Here is a 17,283-nt window from a genome sequence, read left to right on the forward strand (position 1 = left end):
TCGTAGCGGGATTTTTTAGCAGGAGATACTATGCAACCTCTGGTAAGCCTGTGGCCCCTGTTGGGGATCGCAGCCATTGTTATCGGTTTTTTACTGCGTTTTAACCCGGTGCTGGTGGTGCTTCTGGCCGGTCTGGTCACTGGCTTCGCCGCGCATATGCCGCTGGCGGATATTCTGGAAAAGCTGGGCTCGGGATTCCTGAATACCCGTAACCTGCCGTTTATTCTGCTGTTGCCACTGGCGATAATCGGGCTGCTGGAGCGGCATGGATTAAAAGAGCGCGCCCAGGCGTGGATCGCCACAATTAAAACGGCCACCGCAGGTCGCCTGTTAATTATCTATCTGCTGGTGCGTGAAGCCACGGCGGCGCTGGGGCTAACCAGCCTGGGCGGACATCCGCAAATGGTGCGTCCGCTACTGGCACCGATGGCGGAAGGTGCCACAAAAAACCGTTATGGCGAATTGCCCGCTGAGGTTCGCTACCGTCTGCGCGCCATGTCAGCGGCAACCGATAACGTTGGGCTCTTTTTTGGCGAAGATATTTTTGTCGCCTTCGGCGCCATTATTTTCATGCATAACTTTATGCTGGAATCGGGCGGTATCCACACCGAGCCATTGCACATTGCGCTATGGGGCATTCCTACAGCGGTGTGCGCCTTTATTATCCACGCTCTGCGTCTGCGTCGGCTGGATAAGAAACTGGCGGCAGAGCTAAGCGCGCTAAATCAGGCGGCGCTGCAGCAGAAGGAGGGCCGCTAATGTTTCAGCAACAGTATCTGTTTTATCTGGCCGGATTGATTTTGCTGGTAGTGGCGCTGATGTCATGGCGTGATAAGGCCAATCCGCGACGTTTTACCACCGGGCTATTCTGGGGCCTGTATGGCCTGATCTTTTTTATCGGTGACTGGGCATATCAACTGGCGACGCAGTTAACCGGATCCGGCGAGGCTGGCGCGCGTAATCTGCATATTTTTGTTGGCGTGCTGGTGATGTTAATGGGCGTGATTGCTGGCCTGGGCGGGTTAAAACTCGGGCGCTATCACCAGCGCAGCGAAGAAGAACGTCAGCAAAGCGCCAGTCGGCTGGGCAATCGCCTGTTCCTGCCGGCGCTCTCTATTCCGCTGGTTACGGTAGCGGGCGTGCTGGCGTTTAACCATATTGCCGGGCTGGAAACGCGGGTGTTCGGCACCGGCAACCACGCTACGTTGGTCACGCTCTTTTCAATGTCCGTGGGCTGTTTGGTGGGCTGGCTGGTGGCATTGAAAATCAGCCATGAGCGTCCGGCGCAATCGTTGCAGGAAGCGCGCCGCCTGCTGGACTCCATCGGCTGGGCCTTTGTTTTGCCGCAGCTCCTTGCCACCCTGGGCTTGCTGTTTACCACTGCAGGCGTTGGCAGCGCGATCGCTCACCTCACGGGGGAATATCTGGCGGTGGATAATCGTATGATTGCCGTAGCGGTCTATGTGACTGGTATGGCGCTGCTGACCATGATTATGGGCAATGCCTTTGCTGCGTTTCCCATTGTCACTGCCGGTATCGGTATTCCGATCCTGGTGCTGCAGCACGGCGGCAACCCGGCCGTTATGGCCGCTATTGGGATGTTTTCCGGCTACTGCGGCACCCTGATGACGCCGATGGCAGCCAATTTTAATCTTGTTCCTGCGGCGTTACTGGAGCTGCCGGATCGCAATGCGGTCATCAAGGCGCAGACGCCTACCGGCGTGCTACTGTTAATTGTGAACATATTCCTGCTCTATTTCCTGATGTTCCTGTGAGGCGATAATGAGAAAAGTACTGATTACGGCGTTTGAGCCTTTTGGCGGTGAGCAGATGAACCCTTCATGGGAAGCGGTGCGTCAGCTGCATGAGCGTATGCTGTGCGGTTTTCAGGTAGTAGCCAAAGAGTTGCCCTGCGTCTTTGGCGATGCGCTCACTACGCTTTACGCTGAAATGGAGGCACTGCAGCCAGAATTAATTATTGCGGTAGGGCAGGCGGGTGGGCGCGCCGATATTTCCGTAGAGCGCATCGGTATCAACATTAACGATGCGCGTATCCCTGATAACAAGGGTAATCAGCCCATTGATGAACCGATTATTCCCGGCGGTCCGGCCGCCTACTTTTCAACCCTGCCAATTAAGGCGATTGTTGAAGGGATACGTGAAGCTGGCATTCCCGCATCGGTATCACAAACGGCAGGTACCGACGTCTGCAATCATGTGATGTATGGGCTGCTGCATCGTCTTGCTCAACAGGGCAACGGGGTGCGCGGTGGGTTTATTCATATTCCTTATCTGCCGGAACAGGCGATTAACCATCCCGGCGCGCCGAGCATGGCGGCACAAACCGTGATTCTGGCGCTGGAAATGGCGATTACCATTGCGCTACGAACTGAACAGGATTTGCGTCTGGTTGGCGGCGCAACGCACTAACAGGATATCTCTATGCCAGAAGGACCCGAGATCCGTCGGGCGGCGGATCGGCTGGAAAAAGCCATCGCGGGCAAGCCCCTGACGGAGGTCTGGTTTGCTTTTCCGCAGCTAAAAACTTATGAAAATGCGTTAATTGGTGAAACGGTCACCGCCATTGAAACCCGAGGCAAAGCGCTGCTGACCCATTTTTCCAACGGATTAACGCTTTACAGTCATAACCAGCTTTATGGCGTCTGGCGGGTGGTCAAAACCGGTAGCGAGCCGGCAACGCAGCGCATATTACGGGTGCGCCTCGGCTGCGCCGACCAAACGATTTTGCTCTATAGCGCGTCTGATATTGAAATGCACAACAGCGACACGCTGGCGGCGCATCCTTTTTTGCAGCGCATCGGGCCCGATGTTCTGGATATGACGCTTACCGAAGAAGAGGTGTGCGAGCGCCTGCTTTCACCGCGCTTTCGTCGGCGTCAGTTCAGCGGGCTGTTGCTGGATCAGGCTTTTCTGGCGGGCTTAGGCAATTACCTGCGTGTGGAGATTTTATGGGACGCAGCGCTGGCACCGCAGCACCGGGCGCAGGATTTAACCGGGGCGCAGCTACAGCGCCTGGCGCATGCGCTGTTGGCGATTCCGCGTCACTCTTATCGGATGCGTGGCACCATGAAGAGCGCACATCACGGTGCGGCCTTTCGTTTTAAAGTCTTTCATCGGGCTGGCAAACCCTGTGAGCGCTGTGGCGGAATCATTGAGAAAAGCACGCTTTCATCGCGTCCTTTTTACTGGTGCCCCGGCTGTCAGCATTAATCTGTTAGCGCTAATAAAAAAGGGCCCGCAGGCCCTTCAGACGCCTATGCTTAAGCGCGGGAGACAAGGACCGAAGAGCAAAGCGTCCCGCGCCAGGGAAGGCGCGGGACGAGCTGGCAGGGATGCCGTCTTTTGCGTCTTTGCGAACGGACCTTGTCTCCCGCGCGATCGCCAGAACAAACTTTAAGGGCCCGCAGGCCCTTTTTTCTTTGGCAGGAAAATTATTTCTGCAGCTGGGATTCGAACTCACGCTGTGCGTAACCGGTATAGAGCTGACGCGGACGGGCAATTTTCATGCCTTCGTCATGCATCTCTTTCCAGTGGGCAATCCAGCCAACGGTACGTGCCATAGCAAAAATCACGGTAAACATAGAAGAGGGGATGCCCATCGCTTTCAGAATAATGCCAGAGTAGAAATCGACGTTCGGATAGAGTTTGCGCTCAATAAAGTATGGGTCATTCAGCGCAATATGCTCCAGCTCCATCGCCACTTCCAGCAGGTCATCTTTCATACCCAGCTCGTTCAGCACTTCATGACAGGTATCGCGCATAACCGTTGCACGCGGATCGTAGTTTTTATAAACACGATGACCGAAGCCCATCAGGCGGAAAGAGTCATTCTTATCTTTCGCACGCCTCACAAATTCCGGAATATGCTCTTTATGGCTAATCTCTTCCAGCATGCGCAGACAGGCTTCGTTTGCGCCGCCGTGCGCCGGTCCCCATAGCGAGGCGATACCGGCAGCGATACAGGCGAACGGGTTAGCGCCGGACGATCCTGCGGTACGTACCGTTGAAGTAGAAGCGTTCTGCTCATGATCCGCGTGCAGGATCAGAATACGATCCATGGCGCGCTCCAGCACCGGGTTCACTTTATACTCTTCACACGGGGTGGCGAACATCATATGCAGGAAGTTACCGGCATAAGAGAGGTCATTGCGCGGATAAACGAACGGCTGGCCAATCGAATATTTGTAACACATGGCTGCCATGGTCGGCATTTTAGAGAGCAAGCGGAACGCCGCAATTTCACGGTGACGCTCAATATTCACATCCATTGAGTCATGGTAGAACGCCGCCAGCGCGCCGGTGACGCCGCACATAACCGCCATCGGATGCGAGTCGCGACGGAAGCCATGAAACAGACGGGTAATCTGCTCATGAATCATGGTATGGCGCGTAACCGTGATACGAAACTCTTCAAACTGTTCTGGCGTCGGCGCTTCACCATTCAAAAGGATGTAACAGACTTCCAGATAATTAGAGTGGGTAGCGAGTTGGTCGATGGGATAGCCACGATGGAGCAGAATGCCTTCATCACCATCAATATAGGTAATTTTGGATTCGCAGGACGCAGTAGAGGTAAAACCAGGGTCAAACGTAAACAAACCCTGTGAGCCAAGGCTTCGGACATCGACAACATCCTGGCCCAGCGTGCCCTGTAGCACGTCCAGCTCAACAGGAGCTTCACCGTCAAGGGTGAGCGTCACTTTTTTATCAGCCATTTACAGTCTCCTTAGCGCCATATTTGTAGGATCTTTGACACCGAAGTTACCATCATGCTGCAAATTGCGTGAAGTAATTGCAGACTATCTACTCTGTGGCATGTTTTGCTTGCAGGGTACAGAGTGACGGGCGCAGTCGGAAGTTTCCGACAGCCACGATGCTAATGCGTTCTGTGGTTGTTAAAGATCCGTGCTGGTCATTATGAATCTTAACTAATAACCTGATGCGTTTAGCAATTTATTTCATCACTGTTACATAACTTGCGTTGAGGGGTAAAGTGTATCCCCATAACTTTTGCGCATCATAGAACTTTCGTGCGTTAGTTTGTAACTGAATTGTTGAAGTTTTGTCAAATCAGATAATTGAATTTGTTTAAAATATGAAAACCGTGAGGTTGATCACTGTTCCACTTAAATCTCGCTAAAGCGTTTGTAGAGCAATTGTAATGAGAATGTGATCGTCCTATACTGCCGCCAGGTCTCCGGAATACCCTGACACCAGGAGCCACCCAGCGTTTTTATCGCTTCAATTAACACTGGATGTTGCTGTTATGGTGCCGGTGCACGAGTCGTGTTCGGCTATCACCTTCAGGCCCGGAGGAAGCAAAATAAGAAAAGCTGTGTGGGCAAAACCGTGAAAAAACAAAGACCTGTCAACTTGGATCTCACTACGATCCGGTTTCCCGTTACTGCAATATCGTCCATTCTCCACCGCGTTTCCGGCGTCATTAGTTTTGTGGCTGTTGGGATCCTGCTCTGGTTACTCGGACTCTCGCTCTCCTCTCCTGAAGGCTTCCTGCAGGCATCTGCCGTGATGAACAGCTTTTTCGCTAAGTTCATTATGTGGGGCATTCTCACCGCCCTGGCCTGGCATACTGTTGGCGGTATTCGCCATATGTTGATGGATTTCGGTTACCTGGCGGAAACGCAGCGTGTCGGCAATAGCTCTGCACACTTCTGTTTCGCTATTACTATCGTGCTTTCAATTCTGGCTGGAGTCCTCGTATGGTAAGCAATGCTACTGCACTGGGTCGCAATGGTGTGCAGGACTGGCTGCTGTTACGTGCCACTGCAATCCTCATTACGCTCTACACCTTATATATTCTTGGCTTCATCATTGTGTCAGATACGCTGACTTATGATATCTGGCGCGCCTTCTTCGCCTCTTCCTTTACTAAGGTCTTTACCCTGTTGACGCTGTTTTCTACCGTGATCCACGGCTGGATCGGTATGTGGCAGGTGCTGACAGACTATGTTAAACCTCTGGCATGGCGTCTGCTGTTGCAGCTGGTCATTGTTGTTACGCTGTTGGTTTATGCAATTTATGGAACTGTTGTGGTGTGGGGTGCGTGAGAATGAATTTGCCAGTCAGAGAGTTTGATGCCGTAGTTATCGGGGCAGGCGGCGCAGGTATGCGCGCGGCCCTGCAGATTTCACAGTCGGGCCAGAGCTGCGCCCTGCTGTCTAAAGTTTTTCCTACCCGTTCCCATACCGTTTCTGCGCAGGGCGGTATTACCGTCGCGCTGGGTAATACCCATGAAGATAACTGGGAATGGCACATGTACGATACCGTTAAAGGCTCCGACTATATCGGCGACCAGGACGCGATCGAATATATGTGTAAAACCGGCCCGGAAGCGATTCTGGAGCTGGAACATATGGGCCTGCCATTCTCCCGTCTGGAAGATGGCCGCATTTATCAGCGTCCGTTCGGCGGACAGTCGCGTAATTTCGGCGGCGAACAGGCGGCACGTACCGCGGCGGCCGCTGACCGTACCGGCCATGCGCTGCTGCACACGCTCTATCAGCAGAACCTGAAAAACAAAACCACCATTTTCTCAGAATGGTATGCGTTGGATCTGGTGAAAAATCAGGACGGCGCCGTAGTGGGCTGTACCGCGCTGAGTATTGAAACAGGCGAAGTTGTCTACTTCAAAGCGAAAGCCACGGTGCTGGCGACCGGCGGCGCAGGCCGTATCTATCAGTCCACCACCAATGCCCATATCAATACCGGTGATGGCGTGGGTATGGCGCTGCGCGCGGGCGTGCCGGTGCAGGATATGGAGATGTGGCAGTTCCACCCGACCGGCATCGCGGGCGCTGGCGTGCTGGTGACCGAAGGTTGTCGTGGTGAAGGTGGCTATCTGCTGAATAAACATGGCGAACGCTTCATGGAACGTTACGCGCCGAACGCCAAAGATCTGGCGGGCCGTGATGTGGTCGCGCGTTCCATGATGATTGAGATTCGTGAAGGCCGCGGCTGTGAAGGCCCGTGGGGTCCGCACATTAAACTCAAGCTGGATCATCTGGGTAAAGAGGTGCTGGAGTCGCGTTTGCCGGGCATCCTTGAGCTGTCCCGTACCTTTGCTCACGTGGATCCGGTAAAAGAACCGATTCCGGTTATCCCAACCTGCCACTATATGATGGGCGGCATTCCGACCAAAGTGAGCGGCCAGGCGCTGACCCTGAACGAAAAAGGGGAAGATGTGGTGGTGCCGGGTCTGTTCGCCGTTGGCGAAATTGCCTGCGTATCGGTACACGGCGCGAACCGTCTGGGCGGCAACTCGCTGCTGGACCTGGTCGTGTTTGGCCGTGCGGCAGGCCTGCATCTGCTGGAGTCGATTCAGGAGCAGGGAACGCTGCGCGATGCCACTTCAGAAGATATCGACGCCGCCATGGCGCGCTATCATCGCTGGGATAACAACACCACGGGTGAAGATCCGGTTGAAATCCGTAAGGCGTTGCAAAGCTGCATGCAGAATAACTTCTCTGTGTTCCGTGAAGGCGATGCGATGGCGCAGGGGCTTGAGGATCTGAAACAGATCCGTGAGCGCCTGAAACATGCGCGTCTTGACGATCGTTCCAGCGATTTCAATACCCAGCGCATCGAATGCCTGGAGCTGGATAACCTGATGGAAACCGCTTTTGCTACTGCGGTAGCAGCGAATTACCGCACGGAGAGCCGCGGCGCCCATAGCCGTTTTGACTACCCGGAACGTGACGATGAGAACTGGCTGTGCCATTCGCTCTATCTGCCGCAAACCGAAAGCATGACGCGCCGTGAGGTGAACATGCAGCCGAAACTGCGCGCCGCTTTCCCGCCGAAAGTGCGTACCTACTAATTTGCGGAGAAGAGACGATGAGACTCGAATTTTCCATTTATCGTTATAACCCGGACGTGGATGACGCGCCGCGCATGCAGGATTACACCCTGGAAGCGGAAGATGGCCGTGACATGATGCTGCTGGACGCGCTGATCAAGCTGAAAGAGAAAGACCCGACGCTGGCCTTTCGGCGTTCCTGCCGTGAGGGCGTTTGCGGCTCTGACGGCCTGAATATGAACGGTCGTAACGGTCTGGCCTGCATTACGCCGGTTTCAGCGCTGGGCAACGGCAAGAAAAAAATCGTTATCCGTCCGCTGCCGGGCCTGCCGGTAGTCCGTGACTTAGTCGTGGACATGGGGCAGTTCTACAAGCAGTATGAGAAAATTAAGCCTTACCTGTTGAATAATGGCGCAAATCCGCCTGCACGCGAGCATTTGCAGTCGCCGGAAGATCGTGCGCACCTGGATGGGTTGTACGAATGTATTCTGTGCGCCTGCTGCTCAACGTCATGCCCGTCATTCTGGTGGAATCCGGATAAGTTTGTTGGGCCTGCGGGGCTGCTGGCTTCCTATCGCTTCCTGATCGACAGCCGCGATACCGAAACCAATGCGCGTCTGGACGATCTCAGCGATGCTTTCAGCGTATTCCGTTGCCACAGTATCATGAACTGTGTCAGCGTCTGTCCTAAAGGGCTGAACCCAACGCGCGCTATCGGCCATATTAAGTCGATGCTGCTGCAGCGTAACGCATAACAGCACTATGCTCCGGGAACCCCGGTTCCTGGAGCATTTACGGAGACCCTGGTAAGGTCTGTCACGGCGCGGTGAAAAACCTTACCAAGGTTCCCTTACGGGCCAGGGCATCGATTGCCCCGTGCTTGTATCGATGAACTGGATCTGGCTGTGGCGGGCACTTTCCAAGCAGGTGCGCGACACAGCGTTGGGCAAGCCGGTAACCCGGCAACAATGAAACCTCGAAAAAAGCATGTAATGCTTAAGGGATCACAATGCAGAACAGCGCAATGAAGCCCTGGCTTGACTCTTCCTGGCTGGCCGGCGCGAACCAATCTTACATAGAACAGCTCTATGAGGATTTTCTCACCGATCCTGACTCTGTTGATGCTGTATGGCGCGATATGTTCCAACAGCTTCCCGGCACCGGGCTCAGGCCTGAGCAGTTCCACTCCTCTACGCGCGACTATTTCCGTCGTCTGGCAAAAGATACCTCGCGTTACGCCGCTTCCGTTGGCGATCCCGATGCCAATGCCAAACAGGTTAAAGTCCTGCAACTGATCAATGCCTACCGCTTCCGTGGACATCAGCACGCTAACCTCGATCCGCTGGGCCTCTGGCAGCAGGAGCAGGTTTCCGATCTCGACCCGGCTTTTCATGGCTTAAGCGAGGCGGATTTTCAGGAAACTTTCAATGTCGGCTCTTTTGCCATCGGCAAAGATCGCCTGCAGTTAGGGGAACTGATTAATGCGCTGAAGCAAACCTATTGCGGCTCAATCGGCGCGGAATATATGCACATCACCAACACCGATGAAAAACGCTGGCTGCAACAGCGTATCGAATCGGCTGTAGGACGCGCATCTTTCTCCGCTGAAGAGAAAAAAGGCTTTCTGAAAGAGCTAACCGCCGCAGAAGGGCTGGAGCGCTATCTGGGCGCTAAATTCCCCGGTGCGAAACGCTTCTCGCTGGAAGGCGGCGATGCGCTGGTGCCGATGCTGCGTGAGATGATTCGTCACGCCGGCAAAAGCGGCACGCGTGAAGTGGTACTGGGGATGGCGCACCGTGGTCGCCTGAACGTATTAATCAACGTACTGGGTAAAAAACCTCAGGATCTGTTTGATGAGTTCGCCGGTAAACACAAAGAGCATCTCGGTACCGGTGACGTAAAATATCATATGGGCTTCTCTTCCGATGTGGAAACCGAAGGCGGTATGGTTCACCTGGCGCTGGCGTTTAACCCGTCGCATCTGGAGATCGTCAGTCCGGTAGTTATGGGCTCGGTACGTGCCCGCCTCGATCGTCTGGATGAGCCGGTCAGCAATAAAGTGCTGCCGATTACCATTCATGGCGATGCGGCGGTCATCGGCCAGGGCGTGGTTCAGGAAACCCTGAACATGTCGCAGGCGCGAGGTTATGAAGTGGGCGGTACGGTGCGTATCGTGATTAACAACCAGATCGGTTTTACCACTTCAAACCCGAAAGATGCCCGTTCAACACAATACTGTACCGACATCGGTAAAATGGTGCAGTCGCCTATTTTCCACGTTAACGCCGACGATCCGGAAGCGGTCGCCTTTGTTACCCGCCTGGCGCTCGATTTCCGTAATACCTTTAAGCGCGATGTCTTTATCGATCTGGTTTGCTATCGCCGTCACGGCCATAACGAAGCGGATGAGCCAAGCGCAACCCAGCCGGTGATGTACCAGAAAATCAAAAAGCATCCGACGCCGCGTAAAATCTACGCCGATCGTCTGGAAACGGAGCAGGTGATTAATCTGGAAGACGCTACGGAGATGGTTAACCTTTACCGTGATGCGCTGGATGCAGGTGAATGCGTAGTGCCGGAATGGCGTCCCATGAGCCTGCACTCTTTCACCTGGTCGCCTTATCTCAACCATGAGTGGGATGAGAGCTACCCGGAAAAAGTGGAACTCAAGCGTCTGCAGGAGCTGGCGAAACGCATCAGCCAGGTGCCGGAATCCGTTGAAGTGCAGTCGCGCGTGGCGAAGATCTACAACGACCGCGCTGAAATGGCAGCAGGCAATAAGCCGTTTGACTGGGGCGCAGCGGAAAACCTCGCCTACGCCACGCTGGTGGATGAGGGGATTCCGGTGCGTATTTCCGGCGAAGACTCCGGGCGCGGCACCTTCTTCCATCGTCATGCGGTGATTCATAACCAGGCGAACGGCTCAACCTGGATCCCGCTGCAGCATATCCATAACGGCCAGGGCCAGTTCAAAGTCTGGGATTCGGTGCTGTCGGAAGAAGCCGTGCTGGCGTTTGAATATGGTTACGCTACCGCTGAGCCGCGTACCCTGACCATCTGGGAAGCGCAGTTTGGTGACTTTGCCAACGGCGCTCAGGTAGTTATCGATCAGTTCATCAGCTCCGGCGAGCAGAAGTGGGGCCGTATGTGCGGCCTGGTGATGCTGCTGCCGCACGGCTATGAAGGGCAGGGACCGGAGCACTCGTCGGCGCGCCTGGAGCGTTATCTGCAACTCTGCGCAGAGCAGAATATGCAGGTCTGTGTACCGTCGACCCCGGCGCAGGTCTATCACATGCTGCGTCGTCAGGCGTTGCGCGGTATGCGTCGCCCGCTGGTGGTCATGTCGCCGAAGTCGCTTTTGCGTCATCCGCTGGCGGTTTCTACCCTGGATGAACTGGCTAACGGCAGCTTTAAGCCCGCGATTGGTGAAGTCGACGCGCTGGATGCCAAAGCAGTAAAACGCGTAGTGCTGTGTGCCGGTAAGGTCTATTACGATCTGCTGGAGCAGCGTCGCAAAAATGAACAAAGCGATGTCGCTATCGTGCGCATTGAGCAGCTTTATCCTTTCCCGCACAAAGCGGTACAGGAAGCGCTGCAGCCTTACGCGCACGTGCATGATTTCGTTTGGTGTCAGGAGGAGCCGCTAAACCAGGGCGCCTGGTATTGCAGCCAGCATCACTTCCGTGAAGTGATTCCTTTTGGTGCTTCTTTACGTTATGCCGGACGTCCGGCTTCCGCTTCACCTGCTGTAGGTTACATGTCTGTACACCTGAAACAGCAGCAAGACCTGGTTAATGACGCGCTGAACGTTGATTAAATAAGGAAAGATAATGAGTAGCGTAGAAATTCTCGTTCCCGACCTGCCTGAATCTGTTGCTGATGCCACTGTAGCAACCTGGCATAAGAAACCGGGCGATGCGGTAAGCCGCGATGAAGTACTGGTAGAAATCGAGACCGATAAAGTGGTGCTGGAAGTGCCAGCCTCTGCTGACGGCGTGCTGGAAGCCATACTGGAAGAAGAGGGTGCAACCGTGACCTCGCGTCAGATCCTGGGACGCCTGAAAGAGGGTAACAGCGGCGGCAAAGAGGCCTCTGTTAAAACGGAAAGCAATGAATCCACTCCGGCGCAGCGTCAGTCTGCTTCGCTGGAAGAAGAGAGCAACGATGCCCTCAGCCCGGCGATCCGTCGGCTGATTGCCGAGCACGATCTGGATGCGGCGGCGATTAAAGGCACCGGCGTAGGCGGACGCATTACCCGCGAAGATGTGGAAAAACATCTCAAGCAGCAGCCGGCGAAAGCCGAGTCAAAACCGCAAGCCGCCGCGCAGCAGGCACAGCCTCAACCGCTGGCTGGCCGCAGCGAGAAGCGCGTACCGATGACGCGTCTGCGTAAGCGCGTTGCCGAGCGTCTGCTGGAAGCGAAAAACAGCACCGCCATGCTGACCACTTTTAACGAAGTCAACATGAAGCCGATCATGGAACTGCGTAAGCAGTACGGCGATGCCTTCGAGAAACGTCACGGCGTGCGTTTGGGCTTTATGTCCTTCTATATCAAAGCGGTTGTGGAAGCGCTGAAACGCTATCCGGAAGTGAACGCTTCCATCGATGGCGATGATGTGGTGTATCACAACTACTTTGACGTCAGCATCGCCGTTTCCACGCCGCGCGGCCTGGTGACGCCGGTTCTGCGCGATGTCGATACGCTGAGCATGGCGGATATCGAGAAGAAAATTAAAGAGCTGGCGGTAAAAGGCCGTGACGGCAAGCTGACGGTCGAAGAGCTGACCGGCGGCAACTTTACCATCACCAACGGTGGCGTGTTCGGTTCGCTGATGTCGACGCCGATCATTAACCCGCCGCAGAGCGCCATCCTGGGCATGCACGCAATCAAAGATCGCCCAATGGCGGTTAATGGTCAGGTTGTGGTGCTGCCGATGATGTATCTGGCGCTCTCTTACGACCACCGTCTGATTGATGGCCGCGAATCCGTGGGCTATCTGGTGGCAGTGAAAGAGATGCTGGAAGATCCGGCGCGCCTGCTGCTGGACGTTTAATGTTGCCGGGCGCGGTTACTGCCGCGCCCAACCTTATTAATCTTTTCAGACCTGAATGGATAGAACATCATGAACTTACACGAGTACCAGGCGAAACAGCTGTTTGCACGGTATGGCTTACCGGCACCGACCGGTTACGCCTGCACTACACCACGTGAAGCGGAAGAAGCGGCCTCTAAAATTGGCGCAGGTCCGTGGGTAGTAAAATGTCAGGTTCATGCCGGTGGCCGTGGTAAAGCGGGCGGTGTGAAAGTGGTTAACAGCAAAGAAGAGATCCGTACTTTTGCTGAAAACTGGCTGGGTAAACGTCTGGTCACTTATCAAACGGATGCGGAAGGCCAGCCGGTTAACCAGATTCTGGTTGAAGCCGCTACCGATATTGATCAGGAACTCTACCTGGGTGCCGTGGTTGACCGCAGCACGCGTCGCGTGGTGTTTATGGCCTCCACCGAAGGTGGCGTTGAAATTGAAAAAGTGGCGGAAGAGACGCCAGAGCTGATTCATAAAATGGCGCTGGATCCGCTGACTGGCCCGCAGCCTTATCAGGGCCGCGAGCTGGCGTTTAAGCTGGGTCTGAGCGGCAAGCAGGTCAATCAGTTCACCAAAATTTTTATGGGTCTGGCGACGCTGTTCCTGGAACGCGACCTGGCCCTGGTTGAGATCAACCCGCTGGTTATCACCAAACAGGGCGACCTGGTCTGCCTGGATGGCAAACTGGGCGCAGACGGTAATGCGATGTTCCGTCAGCCGGAGCTGCGTGAAATGCGCGATCCGAGCCAGGAAGATCCGCGCGAAGCGCATGCGACGCAGTGGGAACTTAACTACGTTGCGCTGGAAGGCAACATCGGCTGTATGGTAAACGGCGCCGGTCTGGCGATGGGCACCATGGACATCGTGAAACATCACGGTGGTCAGCCAGCTAACTTCCTTGACGTTGGCGGCGGCGCAACCAAAGAGCGCGTTACCGAAGCCTTTAAAATCATCCTGTCTGACGACGCGGTAAAAGCGGTATTCGTTAACATTTTCGGCGGCATCGTACGCTGTGACCTGATTGCTGATGGCATCATCGGCGCGGTGGCAGAAGTTGGCGTCAACGTACCGGTAGTGGTGCGTCTTGAAGGGAACAACGCTGAGCTGGGCGCACAGAAACTGGCGGACAGCGGTCTGAACATTATTGCAGCAACCAGCCTGACCGACGCGGCCCAACGCGTTGTTGCTGCAGCGGAGGGTAAATAATGTCCATTTTGATCGACAAAAACACCAAAGTGATCTGCCAGGGTTTCACCGGCGGCCAGGGTACATTCCACTCTGAACAGGCGCTGGCCTATGGTACGCAGCTGGTTGGCGGCGTAACGCCAGGCAAAGGCGGCACCACGCATCTGGGCCTGCCGGTATTCAATACCGTACGCGAGGCGGTGGAAGCGACTGGCGCAACGGCATCCGTTATCTATGTTCCGGCACCTTTCTGCAAAGACGGTATTCTGGAAGCGATCGATGCGGGTATTAAGCTGATCATCACTATCACTGAAGGCATCCCGACGCTGGATATGCTGACGGTAAAAGTGAAGCTGGATGAAGCGGGCGTGCGCATGATTGGCCCGAACTGTCCGGGCGTTATCACCCCAGGCGAATGTAAAATCGGCATTATGCCGGGCCACATTCACCAGCCGGGCCGCATCGGTATCGTTTCACGTTCCGGTACGCTGACCTATGAAGCTGTGAAGCAGACTACCGATATCGGCTACGGCCAGTCCACCTGTGTGGGTATCGGCGGCGACCCGATCCCTGGCTCTAACTTTATCGATATCCTGCAGATGTTCCAGGATGATCCGCAGACAGAAGCCATCGTGATGATCGGTGAAATCGGCGGCAGCGCAGAAGAAGAAGCGGCAGCCTACATCAAAGAACACGTTACCAAACCGGTTGTTGGCTATATCGCTGGCGTTACGGCGCCGAAAGGCAAGCGTATGGGCCATGCTGGCGCGATCATTGCCGGTGGCAAAGGTACGGCGGATGAGAAATTCGCTGCGCTGGAAGCGGCCGGTGTTAAAACCGTCCGTAGCCTGGCGGATATTGGTGACGCGGTAAAAGCAGTCCTCCCTCTTAAATAATCGGTATCAGCTTATTCCACAGACTGGCCACCTACGGGTGGCCTTTTTTATGAGTTTTATTCCTGCTATAAGGGATGTTTGTTAATAATAAAATGAATTTCGGTTTAATAATTGTGAAGTTAAATGCAGTAAAAATCTATTTTTCTTTTTATCAATGGAATTGAAATGAAAATTTAAGACTGCTCTTGCGAAAGGAATAGACATTTATGCGGTATGATTTCTGCTGTTTTTAAATAAAGTTTTAATAAAGTCATTTAGCCAAAACATATTATTAACATATATTTTACCTGTTTGGTTTATATTGATTATTATATTTAACCTTATTTTAATTTTATAGCTAAGCCATGGATGTTTAAGTGATTTTTGAGATGATTTCTCATTTTTGATCCTATTACGCTATGTCATATCAAGCCTTTATAACACTTTCAGGTTAAATGCGGGTCCAGATCAAAAAATATCCCAGAGATCACAATAATTTTTCTTTACCGTATCGTTTGTAAGGGTATGATATTGCCGTCTCACTTACGGTGAGTTATCAACTCTCTTTTATTTGCTGCCTGCGGGTGTGATTTTCCCTGTCCGTTTAACAGCAAACTATAAATATCGTTTTATTGAAAACAGCAATCAGCATGGCGCTATTTGCCAACGCTTTCCGGCAAATGAACATCATGCATTAACTGCTTTTAGCAAAGAGCAAGGGGTTAAGATGTTTGATATCGTCGAACTGTCGCGTTTACAGTTTGCCCTGACTGCGATGTACCACTTCCTTTTCGTGCCGTTAACGCTGGGTATGGCGTTTCTGCTGGCGATTATGGAAACCGTTTATGTCCTGTCGGGTAAACAGATCTACAAAGATATGACCAAATTCTGGGGCAAGTTGTTTGGTATCAACTTTGCACTGGGCGTGGCAACGGGCCTGACCATGGAGTTCCAGTTCGGCACCAACTGGTCTTACTACTCTCACTATGTCGGCGATATCTTCGGTGCCCCGCTGGCCATTGAAGGCCTGATGGCTTTCTTCCTTGAATCCACCTTTGTTGGCCTGTTCTTTTTTGGCTGGGATCGCCTGAGCAAAGTGCAGCATATGGCCGTCACCTGGCTGGTGGCCCTGGGTTCCAACCTCTCTGCGCTCTGGATCCTGGTGGCAAATGGCTGGATGCAAAACCCCATCGCCTCTGAATTTAATTTTGAAACCATGCGCATGGAGATGGTGAGCTTCTCAGAGCTGGTGCTTAACCCGGTCGCGCAAGTGAAGTTTGTGCATACGGTTGCGGCAGGCTATACCACCGGCGCAATGTTTATTCTTGGCATCAGTGCATATTACCTGCTGCGCGGGCGCGATCTGGCATTTGCTAAACGCTCCTTTGCTATCGCCGCCAGTTTCGGCATGGCGGCGGTGCTGTCGGTGATCGTGCTGGGCGATGAGTCAGGCTACGAAATGGGCGATGTGCAAAAAACCAAGCTGGCAGCGATCGAAGCCGAGTGGGAAACGCAGCCCGCCCCGGCAGCCTTTACCCTGTTTGGCCTGCCCAATCAGCTGACGCAGGAAAACAGCTACGCGATTCAAATTCCTTATCTGCTGGGCCTGATTGCTACCCGTTCGGTCGATCAGCCAGTTACCGGCCTGAAAGATCTGCTGGCACAGCATGAAGTGCGCATCCGCAACGGGATGAAGGCTTATCACCTACTGGAAGAACTGCGTGCAGGCAATACCGATCCGGCAGTGCGTGAAGCCTTTAACGGCCACAAGCAGGATCTGGGTTACGGTCTGCTGCTGAAACGTTATACGCCAAATGTTGTCGACGCCACGGAAGCGCAAATCAAGCTGGCTACTCAGGACTCAATTCCGCATGTTGCGCCGCTCTATTTCTCTTTCCGCATTATGGTGCTGTGCGGCGTGCTGATGCTCGGCATTATCGGCCTCTCGTTCTGGAGCGTTATTCGTAACCGCATCGGGAAAAACCGCTGGCTGCTGAAAGCGGCGCTGTATGGCATTCCGCTGCCGTGGATTGCCGTTGAGGCGGGCTGGTTTGTTGCAGAGTATGGTCGTCAGCCGTGGGCGATTGGCGAGGTGCTGCCAACGGCCGTGGCGAACTCAACGCTTACCGTCGGCGATCTGCTGTTCTCAATGGGACTGATTTGCGGCCTCTACACGCTCTTCCTGGTGGTGGAAATGTATCTGATGTTCAAATTTGCCCGCCTGGGACCAAGCAGCCTGAAAACCGGACGCTATCACTATGAGCAGTCCACTCTCGCCTCGCAGTCGGTGCAGTAAAGGAGC

At 54.0% G+C, this 17,283-nt stretch carries 14 protein-coding genes; 13 read left to right on the top strand and 1 reads right to left on the bottom strand.

Translation table 11 applies throughout. The features are described from left to right. The first annotated feature begins 30 nt into the window (after window positions 1–30). From ACQE3Y_RS05140 to nei, 4 genes are read left to right on the top strand one after another with little or no spacing between them, the layout of a single operon-like run. Window positions 31–759 carry a DUF969 domain-containing protein gene (locus ACQE3Y_RS05140; protein ID WP_250652125.1) on the top strand — a complete coding sequence of 243 codons (729 nt, stop codon included), beginning with the start codon at window positions 31–33 and terminating at the stop codon, window positions 757–759. After that, window positions 759–1,775: a DUF979 domain-containing protein gene (locus tag ACQE3Y_RS05145; RefSeq protein WP_426981014.1), complete on the top strand. Its 1,017-nt coding sequence runs from the start codon at window positions 759–761 to the stop codon at window positions 1,773–1,775. Before ACQE3Y_RS05140 ends, ACQE3Y_RS05145 begins: the two co-directional genes overlap by 1 nt. Before the next feature lie 7 nt (window positions 1,776–1,782). Then, on the top strand, window positions 1,783–2,430 hold the full coding sequence (gene pcp, locus ACQE3Y_RS05150; protein ID WP_426981015.1) for a pyroglutamyl-peptidase I: 648 nt from the start codon (window positions 1,783–1,785) through the stop codon (window positions 2,428–2,430). 12 nt (window positions 2,431–2,442) lie between these two features. Beyond that, window positions 2,443–3,231 (top strand): endonuclease VIII, encoded by a 789-nt coding sequence (gene nei, locus ACQE3Y_RS05155; RefSeq protein WP_426981016.1) that lies wholly within the window; start codon window positions 2,443–2,445, stop codon window positions 3,229–3,231. Between the two features lie 221 nt (window positions 3,232–3,452). Here nei and ACQE3Y_RS05160 read toward each other — a convergent pair whose 3' ends face one another. Next, window positions 3,453–4,736 carry a citrate synthase gene (locus tag ACQE3Y_RS05160; RefSeq protein WP_085067587.1) on the bottom strand — a complete coding sequence of 428 codons (1,284 nt, stop codon included), beginning with the start codon at window positions 4,734–4,736 and terminating at the stop codon, window positions 3,453–3,455. 622 nt (window positions 4,737–5,358) lie between these two features. Between ACQE3Y_RS05160 and sdhC the strand changes: the two genes are divergently transcribed. The 9 genes from sdhC to cydA all read left to right on the top strand — a co-directional run bounded on the left by sdhC (window position 5,359) and on the right by cydA (window position 17,277). Then, window positions 5,359–5,748 (top strand): succinate dehydrogenase cytochrome b556 subunit, encoded by a 390-nt coding sequence (gene sdhC, locus ACQE3Y_RS05165; protein ID WP_426974110.1) that lies wholly within the window; start codon window positions 5,359–5,361, stop codon window positions 5,746–5,748. Further along, window positions 5,742–6,089 carry a succinate dehydrogenase membrane anchor subunit gene (gene sdhD / locus ACQE3Y_RS05170; protein ID WP_085067586.1) on the top strand — a complete coding sequence of 116 codons (348 nt, stop codon included), beginning with the start codon at window positions 5,742–5,744 and terminating at the stop codon, window positions 6,087–6,089. Before sdhC ends, sdhD begins: the two co-directional genes overlap by 7 nt. A 2-nt stretch (window positions 6,090–6,091) precedes the next feature. Beyond that, on the top strand, window positions 6,092–7,858 hold the full coding sequence (sdhA, locus tag ACQE3Y_RS05175; RefSeq protein WP_085067585.1) for a succinate dehydrogenase flavoprotein subunit: 1,767 nt from the start codon (window positions 6,092–6,094) through the stop codon (window positions 7,856–7,858). Between the two features lie 17 nt (window positions 7,859–7,875). Next, a complete protein-coding gene (locus tag ACQE3Y_RS05180) occupies window positions 7,876–8,592 on the top strand; it encodes a succinate dehydrogenase iron-sulfur subunit (RefSeq protein ID WP_085067584.1) in 717 nt (238 codons plus the stop codon). A gap of 254 nt (window positions 8,593–8,846) precedes the next feature. Next, window positions 8,847–11,654 (top strand): 2-oxoglutarate dehydrogenase E1 component, encoded by a 2,808-nt coding sequence (sucA, locus tag ACQE3Y_RS05185; protein ID WP_426974111.1) that lies wholly within the window; start codon window positions 8,847–8,849, stop codon window positions 11,652–11,654. Between the two features lie 13 nt (window positions 11,655–11,667). Next, the gene (odhB, locus tag ACQE3Y_RS05190; protein ID WP_426974112.1) at window positions 11,668–12,891 is read left to right on the top strand and encodes a 2-oxoglutarate dehydrogenase complex dihydrolipoyllysine-residue succinyltransferase; all 1,224 of its coding nucleotides are present in this window, start codon (window positions 11,668–11,670) and stop codon (window positions 12,889–12,891) included. A 69-nt stretch (window positions 12,892–12,960) separates the two neighbouring features. Further along, window positions 12,961–14,127 (top strand): ADP-forming succinate--CoA ligase subunit beta, encoded by a 1,167-nt coding sequence (gene sucC / locus ACQE3Y_RS05195; protein ID WP_085067581.1) that lies wholly within the window; start codon window positions 12,961–12,963, stop codon window positions 14,125–14,127. Next, window positions 14,127–15,002, top strand: coding sequence for a succinate--CoA ligase subunit alpha (gene sucD / locus ACQE3Y_RS05200; RefSeq protein WP_085067580.1), 876 nt, complete (start codon window positions 14,127–14,129; stop codon window positions 15,000–15,002). The genes sucC and sucD overlap by 1 nt, the downstream gene beginning before the upstream one ends. 706 nt (window positions 15,003–15,708) lie before the next feature. Next, window positions 15,709–17,277 carry a cytochrome ubiquinol oxidase subunit I gene (cydA, locus tag ACQE3Y_RS05205; protein WP_426974113.1) on the top strand — a complete coding sequence of 523 codons (1,569 nt, stop codon included), beginning with the start codon at window positions 15,709–15,711 and terminating at the stop codon, window positions 17,275–17,277. The last annotated feature ends 6 nt before the right edge of the window (window positions 17,278–17,283 follow it).

It is taken from the genome of Pantoea sp. FN0305, from assembly GCF_050113845.1.
GTDB classification, from domain to species: domain Bacteria; phylum Pseudomonadota; class Gammaproteobacteria; order Enterobacterales; family Enterobacteriaceae; genus Mixta; species Mixta alhagi.